The organism is Nocardioides sp. Soil_C_8 (assembly GCF_057656315.1).
In genome coordinates this window covers 1-21,730 of record NZ_JBDGKQ010000006.1, presented here as the reverse complement: position 1 = coordinate 21,730, position 21,730 = coordinate 1, and the positions used below count along the sequence as shown (strand labels likewise).

Annotated in this window: 22 protein-coding genes, 1 tRNA gene and 1 pseudogene; 15 read left to right on the top strand and 9 right to left on the bottom strand. The window is 71.8% G+C overall.

The features are described from left to right. Positions 1 to 20 precede the first annotated feature (20 nt). Positions 21 to 106: transfer RNA gene (locus AC3A3L_RS21305), tRNA-Leu, on the top strand. 68 nt (positions 107 to 174) lie between these two features. Here AC3A3L_RS21305 and AC3A3L_RS21300 read toward each other — a convergent pair. Next, the gene (locus tag AC3A3L_RS21300; RefSeq protein WP_487642048.1) at positions 175 to 1,797 is read right to left on the bottom strand and encodes an amino acid permease; all 1,623 of its coding nucleotides are present in this window, start codon (positions 1,795 to 1,797) and stop codon (positions 175 to 177) included. 158 nt (positions 1,798 to 1,955) lie between these two features. Here AC3A3L_RS21300 and AC3A3L_RS21295 point away from each other — a divergent pair, with 158 nt between their 5' ends. The 5 genes from AC3A3L_RS21295 to AC3A3L_RS21275 are packed head-to-tail and all read left to right on the top strand — an operon-like array spanning position 1,956 to position 6,991. Beyond that, a complete protein-coding gene (locus AC3A3L_RS21295; RefSeq protein WP_487642047.1) occupies positions 1,956 to 2,690 on the top strand; it encodes a FadR/GntR family transcriptional regulator in 735 nt (244 codons plus the stop codon). An 8-nt stretch (positions 2,691 to 2,698) separates the two neighbouring features. Next, on the top strand, positions 2,699 to 4,069 hold the full coding sequence (locus AC3A3L_RS21290; protein ID WP_487642046.1) for a glutamine synthetase family protein: 1,371 nt from the start codon (positions 2,699 to 2,701) through the stop codon (positions 4,067 to 4,069). Positions 4,070 to 4,079: 10 nt separating this feature from the next. Then, a complete protein-coding gene (locus AC3A3L_RS21285; protein ID WP_487642045.1) occupies positions 4,080 to 5,432 on the top strand; it encodes an aldehyde dehydrogenase family protein in 1,353 nt (450 codons plus the stop codon). Between the two features lie 49 nt (positions 5,433 to 5,481). Then, a complete protein-coding gene (locus AC3A3L_RS21280; RefSeq protein ID WP_487642044.1) occupies positions 5,482 to 6,261 on the top strand; it encodes a 3-oxoacyl-ACP reductase in 780 nt (259 codons plus the stop codon). Positions 6,262 to 6,268: 7 nt separating this feature from the next. Next, the gene (locus AC3A3L_RS21275) at positions 6,269 to 6,991 is read left to right on the top strand and encodes a gamma-glutamyl-gamma-aminobutyrate hydrolase family protein (RefSeq protein ID WP_487642043.1); all 723 of its coding nucleotides are present in this window, start codon (positions 6,269 to 6,271) and stop codon (positions 6,989 to 6,991) included. On the opposite strand, the gene AC3A3L_RS21270 is transcribed toward AC3A3L_RS21275, so the two are convergent. Together AC3A3L_RS21270 and AC3A3L_RS21265 are read right to left on the bottom strand one after the other, a co-directional pair. Continuing rightward, complete coding sequence (locus AC3A3L_RS21270; RefSeq protein ID WP_487642042.1) at positions 6,988 to 7,434, bottom strand: VanZ family protein; 447 nt, start codon at positions 7,432 to 7,434, stop codon at positions 6,988 to 6,990. The genes AC3A3L_RS21275 and AC3A3L_RS21270 overlap by 4 nt on opposite strands. An 18-nt stretch (positions 7,435 to 7,452) precedes the next feature. Continuing rightward, positions 7,453 to 8,385 (bottom strand): SDR family oxidoreductase, encoded by a 933-nt coding sequence (locus tag AC3A3L_RS21265; protein WP_487642041.1) that lies wholly within the window; start codon positions 8,383 to 8,385, stop codon positions 7,453 to 7,455. A gap of 113 nt (positions 8,386 to 8,498) precedes the next feature. Between AC3A3L_RS21265 and AC3A3L_RS21260 the strand changes: the two genes are divergently transcribed. The 5 genes from AC3A3L_RS21260 to AC3A3L_RS21240 all read left to right on the top strand — a co-directional run bounded on the left by AC3A3L_RS21260 (position 8,499) and on the right by AC3A3L_RS21240 (position 13,152). Beyond that, entirely contained in the window at positions 8,499 to 9,338 is an 840-nt protein-coding gene (locus AC3A3L_RS21260; protein WP_487642040.1) for a helix-turn-helix transcriptional regulator, read from the top strand. Between the two features lie 54 nt (positions 9,339 to 9,392). Beyond that, positions 9,393 to 11,030, top strand: coding sequence for a bifunctional 3'-5' exonuclease/DNA polymerase (locus tag AC3A3L_RS21255; RefSeq protein WP_487642039.1), 1,638 nt, complete (start codon positions 9,393 to 9,395; stop codon positions 11,028 to 11,030). 81 nt (positions 11,031 to 11,111) lie between these two features. Then, positions 11,112 to 12,428, top strand: coding sequence for a hypothetical protein (locus AC3A3L_RS21250; RefSeq protein ID WP_487642038.1), 1,317 nt, complete (start codon positions 11,112 to 11,114; stop codon positions 12,426 to 12,428). Further along, on the top strand, positions 12,425 to 12,937 hold the full coding sequence (locus AC3A3L_RS21245) for a flavodoxin family protein (RefSeq protein WP_487642037.1): 513 nt from the start codon (positions 12,425 to 12,427) through the stop codon (positions 12,935 to 12,937). The genes AC3A3L_RS21250 and AC3A3L_RS21245 overlap by 4 nt, the downstream gene beginning before the upstream one ends. Positions 12,938 to 12,990: 53 nt before the next feature. After that, positions 12,991 to 13,152, top strand: a complete 162-nt coding sequence (locus AC3A3L_RS21240; RefSeq protein WP_487642036.1) for a hypothetical protein — start codon at positions 12,991 to 12,993, stop codon at positions 13,150 to 13,152. Positions 13,153 to 13,160: 8 nt separating this feature from the next. Here AC3A3L_RS21240 and AC3A3L_RS21235 read toward each other — a convergent pair whose 3' ends face one another. Beyond that, entirely contained in the window at positions 13,161 to 13,388 is a 228-nt protein-coding gene (locus tag AC3A3L_RS21235) for a hypothetical protein (protein WP_487642035.1), read from the bottom strand. Between the two features lie 156 nt (positions 13,389 to 13,544). Here AC3A3L_RS21235 and AC3A3L_RS21230 point away from each other — a divergent pair, with 156 nt between their 5' ends. From AC3A3L_RS21230 to AC3A3L_RS21220, 3 genes are read left to right on the top strand one after another with little or no spacing between them, the layout of a single operon-like run. Continuing rightward, positions 13,545 to 15,311, top strand: coding sequence for a BCCT family transporter (locus AC3A3L_RS21230; protein ID WP_487642034.1), 1,767 nt, complete (start codon positions 13,545 to 13,547; stop codon positions 15,309 to 15,311). A gap of 30 nt (positions 15,312 to 15,341) precedes the next feature. After that, positions 15,342 to 15,923, top strand: coding sequence for a LysR substrate-binding domain-containing protein (locus tag AC3A3L_RS21225; RefSeq protein ID WP_487642033.1), 582 nt, complete (start codon positions 15,342 to 15,344; stop codon positions 15,921 to 15,923). A gap of 36 nt (positions 15,924 to 15,959) precedes the next feature. Continuing rightward, entirely contained in the window at positions 15,960 to 17,027 is a 1,068-nt protein-coding gene (locus AC3A3L_RS21220; RefSeq protein WP_487642032.1) for an NAD-dependent epimerase/dehydratase family protein, read from the top strand. Here the strand turns inward: AC3A3L_RS21220 and AC3A3L_RS21215 are convergent. Further along, positions 17,005 to 17,823: a hypothetical protein gene (locus tag AC3A3L_RS21215; RefSeq protein WP_487642031.1), complete on the bottom strand. Its 819-nt coding sequence runs from the start codon at positions 17,821 to 17,823 to the stop codon at positions 17,005 to 17,007. The two genes, AC3A3L_RS21220 and AC3A3L_RS21215, sit on opposite strands and share 23 nt — an antisense overlap. Before the next feature lie 13 nt (positions 17,824 to 17,836). Further along, a complete protein-coding gene (locus AC3A3L_RS21210) occupies positions 17,837 to 17,989 on the bottom strand; it encodes a hypothetical protein (RefSeq protein ID WP_487642030.1) in 153 nt (50 codons plus the stop codon). A gap of 92 nt (positions 17,990 to 18,081) precedes the next feature. Here AC3A3L_RS21210 and AC3A3L_RS21205 point away from each other — a divergent pair, with 92 nt between their 5' ends. After that, entirely contained in the window at positions 18,082 to 19,023 is a 942-nt protein-coding gene (locus AC3A3L_RS21205; protein WP_487642029.1) for a phytanoyl-CoA dioxygenase family protein, read from the top strand. Between the two features lie 526 nt (positions 19,024 to 19,549). On the opposite strand, the gene AC3A3L_RS21200 is transcribed toward AC3A3L_RS21205, so the two are convergent. From AC3A3L_RS21200 to AC3A3L_RS21190, 3 genes and pseudogenes are all read right to left on the bottom strand, one after another. Beyond that, the gene (locus tag AC3A3L_RS21200) at positions 19,550 to 20,974 is read right to left on the bottom strand and encodes an HNH endonuclease signature motif containing protein (protein ID WP_487642028.1); all 1,425 of its coding nucleotides are present in this window, start codon (positions 20,972 to 20,974) and stop codon (positions 19,550 to 19,552) included. 116 nt (positions 20,975 to 21,090) lie between these two features. Next, positions 21,091 to 21,330 (bottom strand): Mu transposase domain-containing protein, encoded by a 240-nt coding sequence (locus tag AC3A3L_RS21195; protein ID WP_487642085.1) that lies wholly within the window; start codon positions 21,328 to 21,330, stop codon positions 21,091 to 21,093. A gap of 87 nt (positions 21,331 to 21,417) precedes the next feature. Beyond that, a pseudogene (locus AC3A3L_RS21190) lies at positions 21,418 to 21,730 on the bottom strand (integrase core domain-containing protein); the annotation flags it as partial.

Genomic DNA, 21,730 nt, shown 5'->3' with positions numbered 1-21,730 from the left:
GCTACTCTTCTCCAGCACTCGTCCGGGTGGCGGAATTGGCAGACGCGCTAGCTTGAGGTGCTAGTGCCCGTATTAGGGCGTGGGGGTTCAAGTCCCCCCTCGGACACACAGGAAGAACCCCAGGTCGACGACCTGGGGTTCTTCGCTTTCCAGTCCACGCGGCACTGCACGCGCTCAGCCGTCGAACGCCTCCACGACCGTCTCGTCGATGGTGGTCTTCGGCCCCGTGAACCACTTCTTGGCCGAGGCGTTCCACCACACGGCCAGCAACGCCAGCGAGGCGAGCGTGACGATGGGTGCGTAGTTCACGAACTTCCAGGCGAAGTCGGTCTCGCTGAACGGGTTGCCGGCCGGCACGAACGGCATCGACAGGTAGAAGATGACGATCAGGATCTCGGCGACGGCGACCAGGTTCATCCACTTGTACTTCGACCCGTTGTTCCAGGTGCCGACCTCGAACCGGTCGCCGTGCTTCCAGCGCAGCCAGATCGGGATCGCGAACGCCAGGTAGAGGCCCATGACGGCGATCGAGGTGACGGCGTAGAAGGCGACCGGGACGATGAGCGGGGCGTCCGGGGTGCCGATGTTGACCTCCACCAGTGCCGGGAGGGTGACTGCGGCAGCGCAGACCGCGACGAACATCACGGCGTTGGCGGGGACCCGGGTCGCGGTGAGCCTCTTGAGGGTGGCGGACCCGGGAATGGCCCCGTCACGGCTGAAGGCGAACGTCATCCGCGAGGCCGACGTCATGCACGAGGTCGCGCAGAAGAACTGGGCGGAGGCGGAGATGAAGAGCACGAGCCCTGCCCAGTTCGCGCCCATCGACTGCACGAAGACGTAGGCCACGCCGCCGGCGCCGACACCCGCGTTGTCCGGGTTGCCGCTCGCGTCGTCGGGGATGGCGAACACGACCGCCAGCAGCAGGATGTAGCCGCCGATCACGGAGTAGAGGATCGACTGCCAGATGCCCTTCGCGGCCGCCGTCGACGCCGCCGCGGTCTCCTCCGACAGGTGCGCGCAGGCGTCGAACCCGGTGATCGTGTACTGCGTCAGCAGGAAGCCGAAGGGCACGATGGCGAACCAGAACCCCAGCGTGGCGGTCTCGCCGTCGAAGTAGCCGGAGTTGTTGAAGCGCTCGGTGAAGACGTAGCTGAACGACTGGTGCTGGTCGGGGACGAAGAGCAGGATCAGCACGATCGCCGCGGCGCCGACGACGTGCCACCACACCGACACGTTGTTCATGATCGCCATCAGGTGGCTGCTGAAGATGTTGAGCACCGACACCAGCACCAGGACGACCAGGAAGATGAGGAACACGCGGGTCAGCGAGTAGCCCTCCGCGAAGCTCTCCGACCACGTGCTGATCGTCAGGTCGATGAAGGTCGCGCAGCCGTACGAGACACCGGCGGTCACGGCGACGAGGCCGATCAGGTTGAGCCAGCCGGTGAAGAAGCCGGCCATCGGGCCGCCGAGCTTGGCGGCCCACCAGTAGATGCCTCCCGACGTCGGGTAGGCCGACACCAGCTCCGACATGGTGAACCCGATGATCAGGATGAAGATGCCGAGGATCGGCCACGACCAGGAGATCGAGATCGGGCCACCGTTGTTGAAGCCGGCGCCGAAGTTGGTGAAGCAGCCGGCGAGGATCGAGATGATCGAGAACGAGATGGCGAAGTTGGAGAAGCCCGACCACGAGCGGTTCAGCTCCTGGCTGTAGCCGAGCTTCGCAAGGTGCTTCTCGTCTTCGCTGAGCTCTGCGACGTGGTGAGCCGGGACCGGCTCGTGTGCTTCGGGCATGGCGGACCCTCCGGACAGACGATCGTGCGAATGTGAACCGGACGCTAGACCCGGCCCGATTCGGGTGTAAATACGTTGGCGGAAAAATGGTATGAACTCAGACCATTGGTTCTCGGCGCCGATTGACGCCGGCCGTCGTCGCCCCGAAGGATGAAGTCGTGACCGCCTCCCCCGCTCCGCACCTGCCCGGAGCGGTGCTGCGGCCGGTGCGCGGGCACCACGCGTTCGAGGCGTGCGTGGAGCAGCTGGCCACCGCGATCCGGCTCGGGGTCTACCCGCTCGGGTCGACCCTTCCGCCCGAGCGCGAGCTCGCCACCATGCTGCACGTCTCCCGCGCGACCCTCCGTGAGGCGATGGCCGCCCTGCGCGAGGCCGGGCTGGTCCAGACCACGCGCGGGCGCGGCGGTGGCACCGTCGTGACGTTGAAGCCCCGCACGCCGAGCGCCCGGGCGGCCGCCCGGATCTCCGCGGCCCGGCGCAGCGACTGGCTGGACGCGCTGGAGTTCCGCCGCATCGTCGAGTCGGGTGCCGCGCACCTCGCGGCGAGCGTCGCTCTCGACGAGGAGCAGCGCAGCCAGCTCGAGCGCGCGCACGCCGAGGTCGCCGCCGCCACCAAGGCGGCCCAGCACCGGCAGGCGGACTCGCGCTTCCACCTGACGATCGCGTCGCTGTCCGGCTCACCGCGGACCGTCGAGGCGGTGACCTCGGTGCAGGCCACGCTGCACGAGATGCTGCTGGCCATCCCGGTGCTCGGCACCAACATCGCCCACTCGGACCGGCAGCACGTCGCGCTCGTGCGGGCCATCGAGGCCGGCAACGCCGAGCGGGCGCGCAAGACCATGGAGCAACACTGCGACGACACGGCGGCGCTGCTGCGCGGCCTCGTGGGATAGGAGACCGGGTGACCGAGCTGCGCAACGACCGCCACCTCACCATGGAGGGACTCCGCCAGCGCATCGACGCCGGCGACGTCGACACGGTGGTCCTCGCCTTCACCGACATGCAGGGCCGGCTGCAGGGCAAGCGCCTGCACGGGCGCTACTTCCTCGACCACGTGGTGGGCCACGGCACCGAGGGCTGCAACTACCTCCTCGCCGTCGACGTCGACATGAACACCGTCTCCGGCTACGCGATGACGTCGTGGGAGCAGGGCTACGGCGACATGGAGTTCGTCATGGACGAGCAGACCATCCGGCTGCTGCCCTGGCTGCCGGCGACAGCGATGGTCCAGTGCGACCTCGAGTGGACGGACCACCGCCCGGTCGTCGCGAGCCCCCGCGCGATCCTCAAGGCCCAGCTCGCCCGCCTGGCTGACCGCGGGCTCGTCGCGATGGCGGGCACCGAGCTCGAGCTCGTCATCTACGACGACAGCTACGAGGACGCCCACCGCATGGGCTACCGCGGCCTCACCCCGGCCAACCAGTACAACGTCGACTACTCGATCCTCGGCACCACGCGCATCGAGCCGCTGCTGCGCGACATCCGCAACCACATGTACGCCGCCGGTCTCGACGTCGAGGGCGCCAAGGGCGAGTGCAACTTCGGCCAGCACGAGGTCGGGTTCCTCTTCAACGACGCCCTGACGACGGCCGACAACCACGCGGTCTACAAGAACGCCGCCAAGGAGATCGCCGCGCAGCACGGCAGGTCCGTGACCTTCATGGCGAAACCCAATGAACGCGAGGGCAGCTCCTGCCACATCCACCTGTCGCTGCGCGGCGAGGACGGCTCGCTCGTGTTCTGGGACGAAGCGAGCCAGGGACGTACGCCGCTCTACGACAGCTTCATCGCCGGCGTGCTGGCGACGGCCGCGGACTTCACGCTCCTGTTCGCCCCCAACATCAACTCCTACAAGCGCTTCGCCGACGGCTCGTTCGCCCCGACCACCATCGGCTGGGGTCTGGACAACCGCACCTGCGCGGTCCGCCTGGTCGGGTCAGGGGCCGGCGCGCGGATGGAGAACCGCATCCCCGGCGCGGACACCAACCCGTACCTGGCCCTCGCCGCGATGATCGCGGGCGGGCTGCACGGCATCGAGGAGGAGCTCGAGCTCGAGCCGGAGCTGACCGGCAACGCGTACGCCTCGGACAGGCCGCGGGTGCCCCACACGCTGGCAGACGCACGCGAGGCGTTCCACTCCTCCGCCGTCGCCCGGGCCGCCCTCGGCGACGAGGTCGTGGACCACTACGCCAACATGGCCGACGTCGAGCTGGCCGCCTACAACGCCGCCGTCACCGACTGGGAACTCGTCCGCGGCTTCGAGCGACTCTGAGGAGATGTCGATGACCACCCTGATCAACCCGAGCACCGGCGCGGAGCTCGACGCCTCCCCCGCCGCGTCCTCGGTCGAGGACGCCGACGCCGTCATCGCGCGCGCCCACGAGGCCTTCCCGGCATGGCGCGACGTCGCGCCCGGCGAGCGGGCGCGGATGCTGCGCGCGTTCGCGGCAGTGGTCGACGCGCACAACGAGGAGCTCGCCCGGCTCGAGGTGCTCAACGCGGGCCACACGATCGGCAACGCGCGCTGGGAGGCGGGCAACGTCCGCGACTGCCTCAACTACTACTCCGCCGCACCGGAGCGGCTCTTCGGCCGGCAGATCCCGGTCGCCGGCGGCACCGACGTGACCTTCCACGAGCCGCTCGGGGTGGTCGGGATCATCGTCCCCTGGAACTTCCCGATGCCGATCGCCGCATGGGGCTTCGCGCCCGCGCTCGCCGCCGGCAACACGGTCGTCCTCAAGCCCGCGGAGCTCACCCCGCTCACGGCGATCCGGATCGGTGAGCTCGCCCTCGAGGCCGGGATCCCGGAGGGCGTGCTCAACGTCGTCCCAGGCAAGGGCTCGGTCGTCGGCGAGCGCTTCGTGACCCACCCGCTCGTGCGCAAGGTCTGCTTCACCGGCTCGACGACCGTCGGGAAGCAGATCATGGCGGGCTGCGCCGACCAGGTGAAGCGGGTGACGCTCGAGCTCGGCGGCAAGAGCGCGAACATCGTCTTCGCCGACACCGACGTGGCCGCAGCCGCCGCCAGCGCGCCGTACGCCGTCTTCGACAACGCCGGCCAGGACTGCTGCGCCCGCTCGCGGATCCTCGTGCAACGTTCGGCGTACGACGAGTTCGTCGGGCGCCTCGAGACCTCGGTCAAGGCGCTCCGGGTCATCGACCCCGCCGACGAGCAGAGCGAGATGGGTCCGCTCGTGTCCGCGGGCCAGCGCGACGCCGTCAGGGCCTACCTCGACGACGCGCGCATCGCGTTCACCGGCAGCGTCCCCGACGGCCCGGGCTGGTGGCTGCCGCCGACCGTCGTGGAGTCGAGCGACACCAGCGAGGCGATCTGGCGCGAGGAGGTCTTCGGGCCGGTGGTCGCGGTCATGCCGTTCGACGACGAGGACGACGCCGTCGCACTCGCCAACGACTCCGACTACGGCCTCTCCGGATCGATCTACACCTCCGACGTCGGACGCGCGCTGCGCGTCGCCCGCCGCGTCGAGGCCGGCAACCTCTCGGTCAACAGCCACTCGTCGGTCCGCTACTGGACCCCGTTCGGCGGCTACAAGCAGTCCGGCCTCGGTCGCGAGCTCGGCCCGGACGCGCCGAACGCGTTCACCGAGGAGAAGAACGTCTTCATCGCCCACTGACCAGACCTGGTCCCCCGCAGGCACCACCAGCAGAAAGAGGCACACACCCATGGCAGGACGCATCGAGGGCCGCACCGCCGTCGTGACCGGCGGTTGCAGCGGCATCGGGCTGGCGACCGTGCGCCGGTTCGTCGAGGAGGGTGCGCGCGTCGTCATCGGCGACATCGACGACGCCGCCGGCGCGGCACTGGCGGCGGAGCTCGGGGGCCCCGACGTGGTCACCTTCGTCCACGTCGACGTCACGTCCAAGGAGCAGGTGGACGCGCTGTTCAGGACGGCGAAGGACACCTACGGCTCGGTCGACATCGCCTTCAACAACGCCGGCATCAGCCCGCCGGAGGACGACTCCATCCTCGACACCGACCTCGACGCCTGGCGCAAGGTGCAGGAGGTCAACCTCACCAGCGTCTACCTCTGCTGCAAGGCGGCGCTGCCCTACATGCTCGAGCAGAAGCGCGGCTCGATCATCAACACCGCCTCCTTCGTCGCCGTGATGGGTGCTGCCACGTCGCAGATCTCCTACTCGGCGTCCAAGGGCGGCGTGCTCTCGATGTCGCGTGAGCTGGGCGTGCAGTTCGCCCGCGAGGGCGTCCGCGTCAACGCGCTCTGTCCGGGGCCGGTCAACACCCCCTTGCTCAAGGAGCTGTTCGCCAGCGACGCCGAGCGGGCCGCGCGGCGGCTGGTGCACGTGCCGATGGGCCGCTTCGGCGAGCCCGAGGAGATGGCCAACGCGGTGCTGTTCCTCGCCTCCGACGAGTCGAGCTTCATGACCGCCAACACCTTCCTCGTCGACGGCGGCATCTCGGGCGCCTACGTCACCCCGCTCTGAGGTCGCGGTGGGTGAGGCACCGGTCGTCGGGCTGACGACCTACCGCGAGGTCGCGGCGTGGGGCGTCTGGAACGCCCGGGCCGACCTGCTCCCCACCGAGTACGCCGCGGCGGTGGAGGCCGCCGGCGGAGTGCCCGTGCTGCTGCCGCCCGTCGCCCTCGCGTCGGCAGCGGCCGCCGTGGTGGCACGCGTCGACGCCCTGATGGTCTGCGGCGGTGCCGACGTCGACCCGAGCCGGTACGGGGCCGAGGCGCACGAGCGCACCTCCGGGTGGCGCCCCGACCGGGACGCGTGGGAGCTCGCGCTCCTGGACGCAGCGGAGGAGGCCGGGCTCCCGGTGCTGGGGATCTGCCGCGGGATGCAGCTGATGGCCGTGCACGCGGGCGGGTCGCTCGACCAGCACACGCCCGACCTGGTCGGCAACGACAGCCACTCCCCCGGCGGCGACGCCTACGGGGAGGTCGAGGTGCGGACCGAGCCCGGGTCGCGGCTGGCTGCCCTCGTCGGTGACCGCACGACGGTGAGCTGCCACCACCACCAGTCGGTGGCGAGCCACCCCGGGTTCGCCCCGGTCGCGCGTGCCCTGGACGGGACGCTCGAGGCGATGGAGGGCACCGGCGACCGCTGGTGCCTCGCCGTCCAGTGGCACCCCGAGACGCGCGTCGAGATCGGGCTCACGTCAGGCCTCGTCACCGCCGCCCGGGAGCACGCTGCTCGCAGCGGGCGCTAGCCGCGTTCCCGCCGGCGCCGCAGCGTCCCGGGGAGCGTCAGGACCATCGCGAGCGCGATCCCGACGAACATGCCGATCGAGTTCGCGGCGACGTCGCGGGGGTCCGACACCCGGCCCGGGATCTCCCGCTGGACGGCCTCGATCATGGAGGTGAGCACGATGCCGGCGGCGAGGGCGACCAGCCACAGGCGCGTCCCGACGAGGAGCAGCAGGAACATCCCGAGCGGGACGAACAACCCGATGTTGGCGATGAACTCGATGCGCTCGACGCTCAGCCGGCTCGTCAGGGGGTCGAGATCGGGGTAGCGCTCGAGCCGGGCCAGCACCCGGCCGGCCAGGCCGGCGTAGTCGGGCTGCTCGTCGCCCGGCGTCAGCGTCACGAGGGCGACGAAGCCCAGGTAGAGCAGGGTGAGCAGGCTGAGGAGCGGATGGCGGTGCAGCACGACGCCATCATCCAGAAGTCACCTGACGCGCACACCGGTGAGCTCCTCCGACACGGCCCAGAGCCGCGCGGCGTCCGCGTCGCGCCGCAACGGGGCCCACAGCTGCTGCGGGCCGGGAGGGCCACCCGCGTTGCCGGGCCACTGGGGTCCGTAGAAGCCGCCGTCCTCGCCCGTCGTGACCGCCATGAGTGCGGGCAGCCGGGCACTCTCCACCGTCCCCACGAGGAGGCCACGCGCCGAGAGCCAGCGGATCACCCTGACACCCGTGGTGTCCTCGCTGCGCCCGACCTCTGGACGGGCCGCGAGCAGGCTCGTCGGCGCCACGCCGGGGTGCGAGAGGTTGCTCGTCACGCCCCAGCCCGCGGCGGCGCTGCGCCGGGCGAGCTCGAGGCCGAAGAGCCCGCAGGCGATCTTGGACTGGCGGTAGGCAGCCATGCCGTCGTACGACCGCTCCCAGCAGAGGTCGTCCCAGTGGATCGAGCCCCGGCGCGCCGCGACGCTGACCTGCGACGTCACCCGGCCGCGCCCGGCTCGCAGCAGCGGCAGCAGGTGGCCGGTGAGGGCGAAGTGCCCGAGGTGGTTGGTGCCCAGCTGCAGCTCGAAGCCGTCGGCGGTGACCTGGCGGTCGGGTGGCGTCATCACCCCGGCGTTGTTGACCAGGAGGTGGATCGGCTCGTCCTCGGCGACGAGCCGCTCCCCCAGCTCGGCCACGGAGGTCAGTGACGACAGGTCGAGGTCGTGGAGGACCACCCGGGCGCCGGGGACCTGCTCGCGGACCTGCTCGGCCGCCGCCTCCCCCTTGGCCCGGTTGCGGACCGGCATCAGCACCTCGGCGCCGGCTCCCGCGAGGGCAGCGGCCATGCCCAGGCCCATCCCGTCGCTGGCGCCGGTCACGACGGCGCGCCTGCCGTGGAGGTCGGGAAGGGTGATGTCGTACTGCCTGCGTGGCACGGGTGCTCCTCGGCTCGTCGGTCGGTGTGCCTCGAGGCTGCCCGTCGCAGCAGCTCCCATCCACGGCCTGGCGATCCGTGGCTACGGCTGGGGCGACCGGTCAGGATGGGCGCATGATCGATCGCGCCGGGCTCGCGGACTTCCTGCGCCGCCGACGGGAGGCACTGCAGCCCGAGGACGTCGGGCTGCCCCGCGGATCGAGACGACGTACGCCCGGCCTGCGGCGGGAGGAGGTCGCAGCACTGAGCCACATGTCGACCGACTTCTACTCCCGGCTGGAGCGCGAGCGTGGTCCCCAGCCCTCGGAGCAGATGGTCGCCTCCATCGCGCAGGGCCTGCACCTGTCGCTCGACGAGCGCGACCACCTGTTCCGCCTCGCCGGCCACCACCCGCCCGTCCGCGAGGCCGCCGGCGACCACGTGGGCCCCGGGATGCTGCGCATCTTCGATCGGCTGACCGACACGGCCGCGGAGATCGTCACCGAGCTGGGCGAGACCCTGCGGCAGACCCCGCTGAGCGCCGCCCTCGTCGGCGACAACACACGCTGGTCCGGCCCCTCCCGCAGCATCGGCTACCGCTGGTTCACCGACCCCGGGTCCCGGCAGCTGCACCCGCCCGAGGACCACGAGCACTACTCGCGGATGTACGCCGCCGGGCTGCGCGGCGTGCTGGCGGTGCGCGGACCGGGGTCACGCGCGGCCCGCCTCGCCGACCTGCTGTCGAGCCGGAGCGAGGAGTTCCGCCACTGGTGGGCAGCGCACGAGGTCGGCGTCCGGCCGGCCGAGGTCAAGCGCTACGTGCATCCCGCCGCCGGGACGCTGGAGCTGAGCTGCCAGGTCCTGCACGACCCGTTCCAGTCGCACGCCCTCCTGGTGCACACCGCGACGCCGGGCAGTCCGAGCCACGAGCGCCTGCAGCTCCTCGCTGCCGTCGGGAGCACGAGCGGCTGGTGACCAGCAGCGGGGCGTCGAGCGCCGGGCGTCGGTGCCGTCGGGGAGGCTGTTCCCATGACGCGTGTCCGCCTGTCCCGGCTGCCTGGCGACCGCGCGCTGGTCTCCGAGGAGGGCGCGACCCACGAGGTGGCGCTCGCCGACCTGCCGGCCTACGTCGCCCGGCGTGAGCCGGACGACCTGCGGTGGGTCTGGGACGACACCGCGCGGTGGTACCCGCCACTGCTCGCGGCCGGGGTGCGGGTGGCCCGGTGCCACGACCTAAGGCTGACCCGGCGGTTGCTGGCACGGGCGCCCGCCATCGACCCGTCGCTGCTCGGCGGCGACGAGGCCGAGCTGTGGGACCAGCTGCGTCCGGCAACCGTGACGGAGCCCGTCCTCTTCAGCGGTCACGACTCGCTCGACCACCTGCGCGCCGACGTCGAGGACGCGCGGCAGCTGGCGGCGATCGACGCCTCCTTCGAGTCCGCGCGGCTCCGGCTCCTCGTCGCCGCGGAGTCCGCCGGCGCCCTGGCAGCCGCCGAGATGACCCACGCGGGCGTGCCGTGGCGCGTCGACGTCCACGAGGCGCTGCTGACCGAGCGGCTCGGACCGCGCCCCCTCCGCGGCGCCCGCCCACGGCTCCTCGCCGAGTGCGCCGACGACGTACGACGCCTCCTCGACGCCCCCGGCCTCAACCCGGACTCCCGGCCCGACCTGCTGGCCGCGCTGCGCCGGGCCGGCATCGAGGTCGGCGACACGAGGGCGTCGACCCTGCGCGCGGTCGACCACCCGGTCGTCGAGCCGCTCCTGCGCTACAAGTCCCTCGCCCACCTGTTCTCGACCAACGGCTGGGCGTGGATCGACGAGTGGGTCCGCGACGGCAAGTTCCGTCCGGTCTACCAGCCCGCCGGCTCGGCGACGGGACGATGGTCGTCCAACGGCGGGGGTGCGCTGTCGTTCCCGGTGCAGGTGCGGTCGGCAGCCGTGGCCGACGAGGGCTGGGTCCTCGTCGTCGCCGACGTGGCCCAGCTCGAGCCGCGCGTGCTGGCCGGGATGAGCGGCGACCGCGCGCTGGCCCGGGCCGCGCGGGGTGCCGACCTCTACCAGGGGATGGTCGAGGCGGGTGCCGTCGCCACCCGCCAGCACGCCAAGCTCGGACTGCTCGGCGCGATGTACGGCGCCACGAGCGGCGAGAGCGGCCGGATGGTGGCCGGGTTGACCCGGCGCTACCCGCAGGCGTTCGGGCTGGTCGAGGAGGCTGCCCGGTCGGGCGAGCGGGGGCAGGTGGTCCGCACCCTGCTCGGGCGGGGCAGCCCTGCCCTCGGCGGGTCGTGGGACGAGTCGCCCGACGCACCCCCGACCGACCCCGGCGACCTCGACCGCCGGCGTCGCTCCTTCGGACGGTTCACCCGCAACTTCGTCGTGCAGGGCACGGGCGCCGAGTGGGCGCTGTGCTGGGTCGCGGACCTCCGCAACCGCCTCTGGCGCCTCGGCGCCGACGGTGCCCTCGTCGAGCGGCCGCACCTCGTCTTCTTCCTCCACGACGAGGTGGTCGTGCACGCCCCGGCCGGGCTGGCCGACGCCGTGGCGGCCGAGGTGACGGAGGCTGCGACCACCGCGGGCCGGCTGCTGTTCCGCGAGCTCGCCGTCGACTTCCCGCTCAGCGTCTCGGTGGTGCGCTCCTACGCCGACGCCGGCAAGCCGGGGACCTAGGTCCTCGCGGTCGGCGACCTTCGCCCCTGACCGTCGCCGGCATCGCGGCGGATGCTCGAGGTGGAGGACGGAGGTGCTGCCGTGACCACGATGCTGGAGCCCCGCACGCGCCTCGACGCCGTGCCGCACCGGCGCACGCGCGCCTCCGTCGTACGCCACGTCGTGGGCGGGTTCTACCTGGTCATGGGCGGCATCAACGCCGGCATCGTCGCGGCGGACCCCGAGACCTACCGGACCTTCGCCGACGGCGCCTTCTGGCCGTTCGTCACCGACACCTGGCGCGACGTCGTCATGGCACACCCGGTCCCCTGGGTCCTCGCGCTCGCCGTGGGCGAGGTCGTGCTGGGGCTGCTCCTCCTGCGAGGAGGCGTGGCGGCCAGGGTCGGGTGGGTCGGCGTGATCACCTTCCACGTCCTGCTGATGTCGTTCGGCTTCGGGTCCTGGTGGTGGGGCGTGCCGGCGCTCCTGGTGCTCGTGCCGGCGGCGCGCTCGGACTGGGCCGCGCTGGATGTCTCGCCACCGGTCGCGGGCAGCCCGCCGGTCCCGGCGCCGCCCTCCCCGTCGCAGCTGGACGCCGTCCCCCGCTCGCGCGCCACTCTCGCGTCGACCTGGCTGCTGGCGGCCGCCGTGGTGCTCGCGTCGCTCCACGGCCTGCTCGCCGAGACGCCGTACCGCTCGTTGCCCGAGGCCACCGTGGTGTCCGCGCGGGCGCAGGACGCGTGCAGCATCGCGGTGGCGGTCCTGCTCGTTCTCCTGATCCGCCGGCCGGCCACGTCCGTCGCGACCCACCTCGCGCGGCTCGGGCTGCTGGCGTACCTGCTCTACAGCTACCTGATCTACGTCACGGGCGTGCCGATGAACCGGGTCTTCCTGGTCTACGTCGTCATCGTCTGCCTGTCCGGAGCCGGACTGCTCGGCGGCCTCCTCGGTGTCCGCGACCACCCACCGACCTCCACTGCGTCACCGCGGCTGACCCGGACGACCGGCTGGGTCCTCGTCGTCACCGCCGGCCTCTTCGCCGGCCTGTGGCTCTCGGCGCTGGTGCCGTACGCCCTCGGAGGCGGCCCCCCGGAGCCGCAGGGCGTGGGCGGCACGCCGTACCCGGTCTTCGTCCTGGACCTCGCCGTCGTGCTGCCCGCGATCGCCGCGGTGGGCGTGCTCCTGCTGCGTGACCGTGCGGTGGCCAGCGCCCTGGGCACGGTGGCGATGCTCAAGATCCTGACGCTGTTCACCGCGCTGTGGGCCGGCCCCGTCCTTGCCCTCGCGACCGGTGCCGACGTCCACCTCGGCCCGGATGCCGTGCCCAGCCTGTTGCTGCTCGCAGCGAGCGCGTGGCTGACGTCGCGGTGGCTGCGGTCCTTCCCTTCCACCCCCTTGCACGAGAGGAGCACGTCATGACCGCACTGGTCGTCCACGAGTCCCACTGGGGCAACACCCGAGCCGTCGCGCAGGCGATCGCCGAGGGCCTGAACGACAGCGACGGCGGTCCGGTCGAGGTCGTCGACGTCGCGTCGGCCCCGTCCCCGCTACCCGCCGGCGTCGACCTGGTGGTCCTCGGCGGCCCGACCCACGCCTTCTCGATGAGCCGGCCCACCACCCGGCACGACGCCCACGAGCGCGGGGCCGAGCCCGGGCACGAAGGACCGGGGATCCGCGAGTGGCTGGCGACCCTGCCGACCAACGACGCCTCGACCGCGGTGGCCACCTTCGACACCCGTGCCGAGCAGGTGCGCCGGCTGCCCGGGTCGGCGGCCCGCGCGGCCGCACGGTTCGTCGCGCGGCACCGGCTCGGGCGGATGGTCGGCAGCGAGTCCTTCTACGTCCTGGACTCGCCTGGCCCGCTCCTCGACGGCGAGCTCGAGCGCGCGCGGGCCTGGGGCAGGGCGCTCGCGTCGCTGCGCGTGTGACGCCGCACCTCGGCGCGCTGGCCCGGCACGACCGAGCGACCTATGGTGGCGAAATGAGCGACACGGACGACAGCGCCCGCCCGGACGTCATGGACATGTTCGACACCGGTGCGGGCTCCACGCCCGTCTGCCGGGTGTGCGGGGCCCTGGTGGCCGACACCGACGTCTACCGCAGGGCCCACTGGGACTGGCACGAGGCGTCCAACGGCGCCTGACCGGCTCGTCACGCCCCCTGGCCGAGCGGCGCGATGTCGCCGCGCCTGACGAGCTCCTCGAGCGCGGTCCGGCATCCCGACTGCCAGCGACCCTCCTCGTCCCGGAAGGACACGACCGCCTCGCCCGCGCACCGCCCGCTGGTCCCGTCGTCCTGCGCGTGGTGGGAGCAACGCCCCTCGGCGGCCGGACTGCCGGACGCGTGCAGGGACGGGTCGAACGTCTGCGACTGCTTCATGTCGCGCACCTCCTCCGCTCGAGGTCCTCCGACCTCTCCTCGACGGTGCCACGCACGCGCCGTACGGCCCTCACCCCTGTGGGCATCGTCTCAGTTTGAGCGAACACGCATACTCCCGGTTTGCGCACCGACGCGGTTCTTTGGTCTGGTCGTGGGATGGCCACAGGAATCGAACATCCACGCGACCTGCCCACACCCGACCTCGTCGACGAGCCGCACCCCGCCCTGGACGCGGCGATCGAGCCCACCGAGCCGCGAGAGACGGGTCTGGACAAGGTGGTCTTCGGCGTCACGGCCGTCGTCAGCCTCGCCTTCCTGGCGTGGGGCTTCGTCAGCACCGACAGCCTCGCCGACGCCTCCGGGACCGGCCTGGCGTGGACGATGCGGAACACCGGCTGGCTCTTCGTGCTCACCTCGAGCGCCTTCGTGGTCTTCGTCATCTGGCTGGCCCTGGGGAAGTTCGGCAACATCCCCCTCGGCCGTGACGACGAGGAGCCGGAGTTCCGGACCATCTCCTGGGTCGCCATGATGTTCAGCGCCGGCATGGGCATCGGGCTCATGTTCTACGGCGTGAGCGAGCCGATCAGCCACTTCGTCACCCCGCCGCCCGGCACGGGCGCTGCCGGCAACACCGAGGCCGCCCAGCACGCCATGGCGACCACGATGTTCCACTGGACCCTCCACCCGTGGGCGATCTACGCGGTCGTCGGCCTCGCGGTGGCGTACGGCGTCTACCGCAAGGGCCGCCTCCAGCTGATCAGCTCCGCCTTCGAGCCGCTCCTGGGCCACCACGCCCACGGCCTGGGCGGCAAGGCGATCGACATGTTCGCCATCTTCGCCACCCTCTTCGGCTCCGCGACGTCGCTGGGCCTAGGCGCCCTCCAGATCGAGTCCGGGCTGCAGATCGTGGCCGGCCTCGGTGACACCGGCAACGGCGTCCTCGTCGGCATCATCGCGATCCTCACCGCTGCCTTCGTCCTGTCCGCCGTCTCCGGCGTGGCGAAGGGCATCCAGTGGCTCTCGAACATCAACATGGTCCTCGCCGTGGCGCTCGCCCTGTTCGTCTTCGTGGTCGGGCCGACCGTGTTCATCCTCAACCTCGTGCCGACCTCGATCGGCAGCTACGTCGCCGACCTGCCGATGATGGCCGCGCGCACCGCCGCCGAGGGCGACGAGGTCAGCACCTGGCTCTCGACGTGGACGGTCTTCTACTGGGCCTGGTGGCTGTCGTGGACGCCCTTCGTCGGCATGTTCATCGCGCGCATCTCTCGCGGCCGCACCATCCGCCAGTTCGTCACCGGCGTGCTGCTCGTGCCGAGCCTGATCAGCATCGTGTGGTTCTGCATCTTCGGCGGGGCCGCGATCGACCTCCAGCAGAACGGCACCGACATCGCGGGGGCGGGCGGACTCGAGAACCAGCTCTTCAGCACCCTCGAGGCCTACCCGCTCGCCACGGTGTCCAGCATCGTCGTGATGGTCCTCGTCGGCATCTTCTTCGTCTCCGGCGCCGACGCCGCCTCGATCGTGATGGGCTCGCTCTCCGAGCGGGGCACCATCCACCCGAGCCGTCCGACCGTCATCTTCTGGGGCGTGGCCACCGGCGCCGTCGCCGCCGTGATGCTGCTCGTCGGCGGCGCGGACGCGCTCAGCGGCCTGCAGACCATCACCGTCATCGCTGCACTGCCCTTCGTGCTCATCATGATCGGTCTGGCGGTCGCCCTGGTGAAGGACCTGGCCCAGGACCCGCTGGTCGTGCGCCGCAAGTACGCCATCGAGGCGGTGGAGGCCGCGGTCATCACCGGTGTCACCGAGCACGGCGACGACTTCGTCCTCTCGGTCGAGAAGGGTGAGGTCGAGAAGGGCGAGGTCGACCAGGTCGAGGTCGACCGGACCGACGAGGACAGGGCCGGTGCGCACGCCTGACCCGCGCGCCTCACGCCTAGGCTCGGTCCCATGACCGACGTCTTGCGGATCGGCTTCGTCACGGGTGCGACCCCCGACAAGTGGGCGCGCCACTGGCGAGACCGCCGTCGCGAGCCCCTGGAGCTCGTGCCTGTGACGGAGTCCGACCAGCTCGACGGCGTGCGCGACGGCAGCCTCGACATGGCGCTCGTGCGCCTGCCGGTCGACCGTGGCGGACTGCACTGCGTCCGCCTCTACGACGAGCTCCAGGTCGCCGTGGCCTCACGCGACCACGTGCTGGCCGCCGCCGACGAGGAGGTCACGACGGCCGACCTCGACGACGAGCAGCTCGTGCGCCCGCACCCGAGCGGCTGGAAACCGAGCGTCGAGCAGCTGGACTGGCCCCCGATGACCGAGCAGGAGGCGGTGGAGGCGGTCGCCGCCGGCACCGGCGTCGTCGTCGTACCCATGTCCGTCGCCCGGCTCCACCAGCGCAAGGACGTCGTGACCCGCGTCGTCGCCGACCTCGAGCCCACCACGATCGCGCTCGTGTGGCTCGTGGACCGTGATGACGAGGTCACCCAGGCGTTCGTCGGCGTCACCAAGGGACGGACGGCCAACACCTCGCGCTGAGGTCTGCACGGACCGCGACCGGGGTACAGGTCGCGCATGCGCATCGTCATCACGGGAGCCAGCGGCAACGTCGGCTCGGCCCTTGTCCGGAGACTGGCCCGGGACGGCGGTCACGAGCTCGTCGGGGTCGTCCGGCGCCCGCCCGGGAACGACGTGTCGTTCCCCCCGATGCAGTGGGCGGCGGTCGACCTCACCGACGACTCGGACACCGATGCCCTGCACGCCGCCTGCGCGGGTGCCGACGCCGTCGTGCACCTGGCGTGGGGGTTCCAGCCCTCGCACCGGGAGGACCACCTCCGCGAGCTCGGCGTCGGCGGAACCGGGCGGGTCATCGACGCCGTGGTGGCGACGGGCGTCCCCCACCTCGTGCACATGTCGTCGGTCGGCGCGTACTCGCCAAAGGAGGACGATGCGCCCGTCGACGAGTCATGGCCCACCGGAGGCGTGCCGACATCGATGTACAGCCGGCACAAGGCTGCGGCCGAGCGGCTGCTCGACGAGCTCGAGGTCGACGCTCCCGACGTCGTCGTCACCCGGGTCCGTCCTGGCATCGTCGGCCAGCGATCGGCCGGTAGCGCCCTCCTGCGCTACGGGCTGCCCGCGATCGTCCCGGCCGGCCTGTTGCGGCACGTGCCCGTCGTGCCGATCGACGCTGAGCTGGTCATCCCCATGGTGCACGCCGACGACGTCGCGGACGCGATCGCGCGGATCCTGGAGGCCCGCGCACCGGGCGCCTTCAACCTCGCTGCCGATCCACCGGTCACTGCGCAGGACGTGGCCGACGTCCTTGGCGCGCGACTCGTCCACGTCCCGTCCGGCGCCGTCCGGGCAGCCGTCTCGGCCAGCTGGCACGCGCGGGTGCAGCCGCTGGACCCCGGGTGGATCGACATGGGCTACGCCGTGCCGCTGCTCGACACCACGCGGGCACGGACCGAGCTGGGCTGGGTGCCGTCGACGGACGCCGTCTCCGTCCTCGCGGAGACCCTCGCGGGCATGCAGGACACGGCCTCGGCCGGTACGCCGGTCCTCCGCCCCCGGACCGTCGCGGGAGGACTGCTGCGTGCCGTGCGGCGCGGGCCGGTCAGCAGTCGCCGCGCGCCGTGAGGGCGACTCGGGTCGCTGTCGGGACGAAGCCGTGCGCCGCCAGCCGGGCGGCCTCGCCGTCGTCGTCGGCCGACGCCACGACCGTGACGTGGCGCGCGTGGCCACGCGCCTCGACCAGTGCCGAGCAGAACGCGGCCTCCGCGTACGCCGCCTCGGCGCTCGGCGCGTAGCACGCCCCCATCCGCACCGTGTCGGCCAGTGCGCGACTGCGGCTGCACATCGCGACCGCCTCCCCGTCGACCTCCCAGAGCACCAACCCGCCCGCGGCGAGCGGGTCGTCGACGACGTACGTTCGGTCGCTGGGGTCGCCGGGGTGCGCGGCCATCAGCTGGTCGAACCACCCGTGCAGCAGCGCCCGGTCGCCGGGTCCCGCGATGCGGGGTCGGCCGTCACAGACGGGCGCCGCCGGCGTGCCGCTGAGCACGTGCACGGTGAACGAGCGAGCGGTCTCCAAGGTCGTGCCGGCCGCCGCCCACGCGTCCACGACGTCGTCCGCGATGGCGTCCGGCACACCCAGGCCGCCCGGCCGGCCCATCGCGCGCGCCAGCTCGTCGAGGGCGGCGCGCGGCATCCGGGTCAGCAGCGGGTTGTGACGCGGAGCCCGGACGTACGCCCCGCCGACGCCGCCGCCATCGTCGCTCCACCAGCCGCAGTCGAGTCCGTCGGGTGTGGCACCCGTGGCAAGGAGGTGCGCGACCTCGGCCAGCAGCGGCGCGTTCTCGACGGGGTGCTCACCCAGCCACGGCTCCGCACGGCTCCAGAGCTCGGCCGCGTCGGTGGTCCGTACCCACGCCACGACCGACCGTCCCTCAGGAGTCGACGTACGACGCGAGCACCAGCAGGCCGACCATCAGCAGCAGGAGCGGCAGCAGCACCCAGAAGTGCCGGGTGTCGATCCACTTCTTCTTCGCGTCCGGGTCCCACGGTCCCTGCGGTCGGTCGCTGCCGAGGTTGACGATCATGCGCCCACCCTCGCACAGCCGCGGGCCCCGTCGAGGCGACGTGGGCGAAAAGGACGTGCGTGGCAGCGCCCCGGCAGCGTAGGACTGACCTCGTGGACCTCGATGCAGCACGCCGGGCCTGGCTGGAGGACGGGTTCGTCGTCCTTCCCCGTCACCTCCCCGACGACGTCCTCGCCCCGGCTGTCGCCGAGCTGGCGCTGATGTTCCCCTCGGGTGACGACTTCCACGACGGGGTCGATCCCGAGCGCAACGCCCGCTTCGTCGGCGACGAGTTCGACGGCATCGACAGCTTCCCGTTCACCAGCGTCGCGCTCTGCCGCGTTCCCGCCTCCGAGGCCCTGGTGTCCCTCGCCGAGGCCCTCCTGGGGGCGTCGGACGTCCGCCTCTACTCCGCGGAGGCCTGGGCGAAGTACGAAGGTGCCGCCGACTACGACCAGGACCTGCACCGCGACTACCTCAACCACACGGTCCTCGTCCCGTCGAGCGCGCCGGAGTTCCGCCAGCTCGAGCTCTTCGTGTTCCTGAGCGACGTGACACCCGAGCTCGGTGCCCCCCGGATGGTCCGACGGGACGCCCGGACCGATGCGTTGGCCGCCAAGCCCAACTTCTTCCCCCGCGGCGACGCCAGCGACGACGATTCCGGGTTCGTGGCCACGACCGGCCGCCCGGACCTGTACGAGTCGGAGGTGCCGGCGACAGGGCCGGCTGGCACTGTCGTCGCGTTCCAACCCCAGACGGTGCACCGTGGCGCCGCCATCACGCAGCCACGCGGGTCGCGGTTCACCATGCACCTCAGCTACCGGCCGGCGGCAGCCGAGTGGGCGCAACGTCATGCGTGGGCCGACCGGAGCCACGATCCCCGGTGGTACCGGTTCGTCGAGCAGGCCACCCCGCGGGAGCTCGCGCTCTTCGGCTTCCCTCCCCCGGGGCATGCGTACTGGACCGACGAGACGCTCGCGGGGGTCGGGCAACGCTACCCGGGGCTCGACCTGGCTCCGTGGCGGTCGAGCGTCCAGCCGGAGCCGGCGGCGTGATCCCGCCGTTCTGGAGCGGGCTCATGGTCGGGACGGGCCCCCGGAGTGCGCGCACGCGTCCTGACACCGCATGGGTGTCGACGGCCGTCGCTGTGTCGACCCGGACCAGGTCGCCCACGCCCAGCGGGCCGGGGCACGCCTCGCTCGCCCGTCGCATGGCCTCGACGACCTCCGCCCGTGACCGGCTGTGGTCGTGGTGCCCGGGATGACGCGAGCGGCTCGCGAACCTGTCGGCCGCCAGCTCCACCGGGCAGTCGCAGAAGACCTCCACGATCGACGAAGCCAACCCCTCCAACCTCGCCGCGGAGGAGGGACGGTCCCACCAGTTCACGACGACTACTGCCCGGGACCTCGCCGCCAAGGAGTACAAGACCTCGTCGCTGGCTCGGCTCAGCCGGAAGTCCCGACACCACCACCGGTCGCGCCGTCACGATCACATCGTGTCGGTTCCCAGCGTCCGCAGGATTCCGTCAGCACGCGTGCCTGTGGCCCCGCTACCTGGTGGGTGGCGGGGTGTGGGGCGGGGTCATGGTCGGCGCGGGCGCGGGACGTCGGGCGGGTCGGGTGGATCGACCGCTGGCGGCTCGATCGCGGTGGTGCCGGTGCGGTCGCGTCGGTAGGTGTGGCCGTGGGGTGAGGTCCACTCGAACACTCCGGGCTCGGTCATCTCGTAGTGCCAGGCGGTGTGGGTCTTGAGCCGGTGGTGGAACCGACACAACGCCGCGAGGTTGTGAGTGTCGGTTGGACCGGGCTGGGGTCGGCCTTCCGCTGCGGCGTCGTGGTCGAACTCGGTGATGTGGTCGATGTCGCAGCCGCGGGCGGGGCGGGTGCACCACGGGAACACGCACGTCCGGTCCCGGAGAATGACTTGTTCGCGGATCCGGTCGGGAACCTCGTACGCCTCGGTGTGCAGCTGAGCGTTGAGGTCGATGACCGGCTTGACGGTCACCTTCGTCCGAGAGTCGGCGCACCAGTCGCGGACCTGGTCGAGGAGGACGAGCCGCTGACCTTCCTCCATCCGCCCGGTCGGACCGAACACCGTTGCGTCGCCGGAGAGGGTGGCGTCGAAGTGGGCGTGGAGGACGACTTCCCGCGCAGCGGGTAGGTGATCTCGGTCGGCACCCGCCCCGGCGTCCTGGGTGTGGAGGTCGAGCGCGGTCTGCGTCCGGGCGAGGTCACCCAAGGCCGCGGACCTGCGGGCGCCGAGCGACTCGCTGGAGCCGAGGGCCTTCAGCGTCGCGGCGCCGAGGGCGAGCGCCCGGTCGAGGTCCATGGCGTCGGCGATGTCGAGCTCGGCCTCGAGCCGCATGGTGCCGGCGAAGTGCACGTCGTCGTCATGGATGGTCGCGTGGCGCGGGTCGACTGAGAAGTAGCCGTCCTCCGAGTCCGCGGCCGGGTCGACCTCGGCGAGGTCGTAGCGTTTGATCGCCTCCGCGACGAGCCGGTCCAGCTGCGCCGGACCGACCCTCCCAGCGACCGCGGCGACCTGCGCGTCCACGAACGCCGCCGCGTCGCGGGTCAGGGCCGGAGCGCTGTGGATGGTGACCTCCGCGACGGCGCGGGCCTTCCATGCCGGCACCCGACCCGCCTGGGCGAGCGCCCACAACCGGGGGAGGCGGTGGCGCAGCTCCAGGGCGTGGCCGACGAGCTTCTTCGCCGCGGTCGTCGAGACCCCGAGGACGCCGCCGAGCTCGGCGAGGCAGAACTCCGCGACCAGTGGCGCACCCTCACCCGCGATGGGTTCCTCGTGCTCCGACCCGGGGATCGTGAAAGCGGCGGCGTCGTGGATCGACTCCGGCGGGTGCAGGTCCGCCCACCGCGCGGCTACGACCATCAGGTCGGCGGCAGCGCGGTCCTCTGCGGCCTTGCGATCGCGGGCGAGCGCCAGCAGATCACGAGCGGTGAGGTCCTCTACCCCACCCGCTCCGCGGTGCGCCAGCGTCTCGATCATGTGTTCGATTGTATCGGCGACCTCCGACAGCGGCGATATGTGATGTCTCAGGACATGGGTGACGGTTCTGTGTCAGGACATCGGTGACAGCTGGTATCTCAGGACTTCGGTGACAGTCACGGGTTCTTGGGGCGTGGTCCTGGTCGGCGGCCGTTGCCGACGTAGGTGATGCCGGGCGCCGGCCTGGTGTGTTCGGCGAGGAGCTCGCCTTGCAGGTCGGTGATGGTGAGCTTGTCGCCGTCGGCGATGACGAGGACCTGCTTGAACCGGTGTTCGACATCGATCTTGTAGAAGACCTTGTCGACGTGGACGGCGCCGACGCTGCTGACCTTGCGGACGCGGGCGTCGGGCGGCAGGTCGGCCGGTGGCGGTGGCTGCGGGGGCAGGTAGCGAGTTGGTACTGGCCGGTCGAACCATGATGGCTGGTCGACTTTGGGTCGCGGCGGTTCGGCCTTCGCAGTCGCCTCCCAAGCCGTCAGCGGGGTCACCCGACCCGGTAGGCCTTGGTGGGGGCGTTGGGTGTTGTAGATGTGGTCGAACGCGTCGACCTGCGCCTGTAGCTCGGACAGCGACGCGGCGAGGGGCTGTTTGTCGAGGTAGCGGAACAGGGTCTGGTGGAAGCGTTCGTTCTTGCCCTGGGTGGTCGGCTTGTAGGGCTTGCCAGTGATCGCCTCGACCCCGAGTCGCGACACGTGATCGACGAGTTGGCCCAGCAGGCCACGCCGCGACGGGTTGAGTGCGATTCCGTTGTCGGTC

Excerpts from the sequence above, each read along its gene's own strand:
- AC3A3L_RS21225 (WP_487642033.1), top strand. The coding sequence starts at position 15,342 with ATGACCGACGTCTTGCGGATCGGCTTCGTCACGGGTGCGACCCCCGAC.
- AC3A3L_RS21200 (WP_487642028.1), bottom strand. The coding sequence starts at position 20,974 with ATGATCGAGACGCTGGCGCACCGCGGAGCGGGTGGGGTAGAGGACCTC.
- AC3A3L_RS21260 (WP_487642040.1), top strand. The coding sequence starts at position 8,499 with ATGATCGATCGCGCCGGGCTCGCGGACTTCCTGCGCCGCCGACGGGAG.
- AC3A3L_RS21255 (WP_487642039.1), top strand. The coding sequence starts at position 9,393 with ATGACGCGTGTCCGCCTGTCCCGGCTGCCTGGCGACCGCGCGCTGGTC.
- AC3A3L_RS21210 (WP_487642030.1), bottom strand. The coding sequence starts at position 17,989 with ATGATCGTCAACCTCGGCAGCGACCGACCGCAGGGACCGTGGGACCCG.
- AC3A3L_RS21300 (WP_487642048.1), bottom strand. The coding sequence starts at position 1,797 with ATGCCCGAAGCACACGAGCCGGTCCCGGCTCACCACGTCGCAGAGCTC.
- AC3A3L_RS21230 (WP_487642034.1), top strand. The coding sequence starts at position 13,545 with ATGGCCACAGGAATCGAACATCCACGCGACCTGCCCACACCCGACCTC.
- AC3A3L_RS21280 (WP_487642044.1), top strand. The coding sequence starts at position 5,482 with ATGGCAGGACGCATCGAGGGCCGCACCGCCGTCGTGACCGGCGGTTGC.
- AC3A3L_RS21245 (WP_487642037.1), top strand. The coding sequence starts at position 12,425 with ATGACCGCACTGGTCGTCCACGAGTCCCACTGGGGCAACACCCGAGCC.
- AC3A3L_RS21240 (WP_487642036.1), top strand. The coding sequence starts at position 12,991 with ATGAGCGACACGGACGACAGCGCCCGCCCGGACGTCATGGACATGTTC.
- AC3A3L_RS21235 (WP_487642035.1), bottom strand. The coding sequence starts at position 13,388 with ATGAAGCAGTCGCAGACGTTCGACCCGTCCCTGCACGCGTCCGGCAGT.
- AC3A3L_RS21220 (WP_487642032.1), top strand. The coding sequence starts at position 15,960 with ATGCGCATCGTCATCACGGGAGCCAGCGGCAACGTCGGCTCGGCCCTT.
- AC3A3L_RS21285 (WP_487642045.1), top strand. The coding sequence starts at position 4,080 with ATGACCACCCTGATCAACCCGAGCACCGGCGCGGAGCTCGACGCCTCC.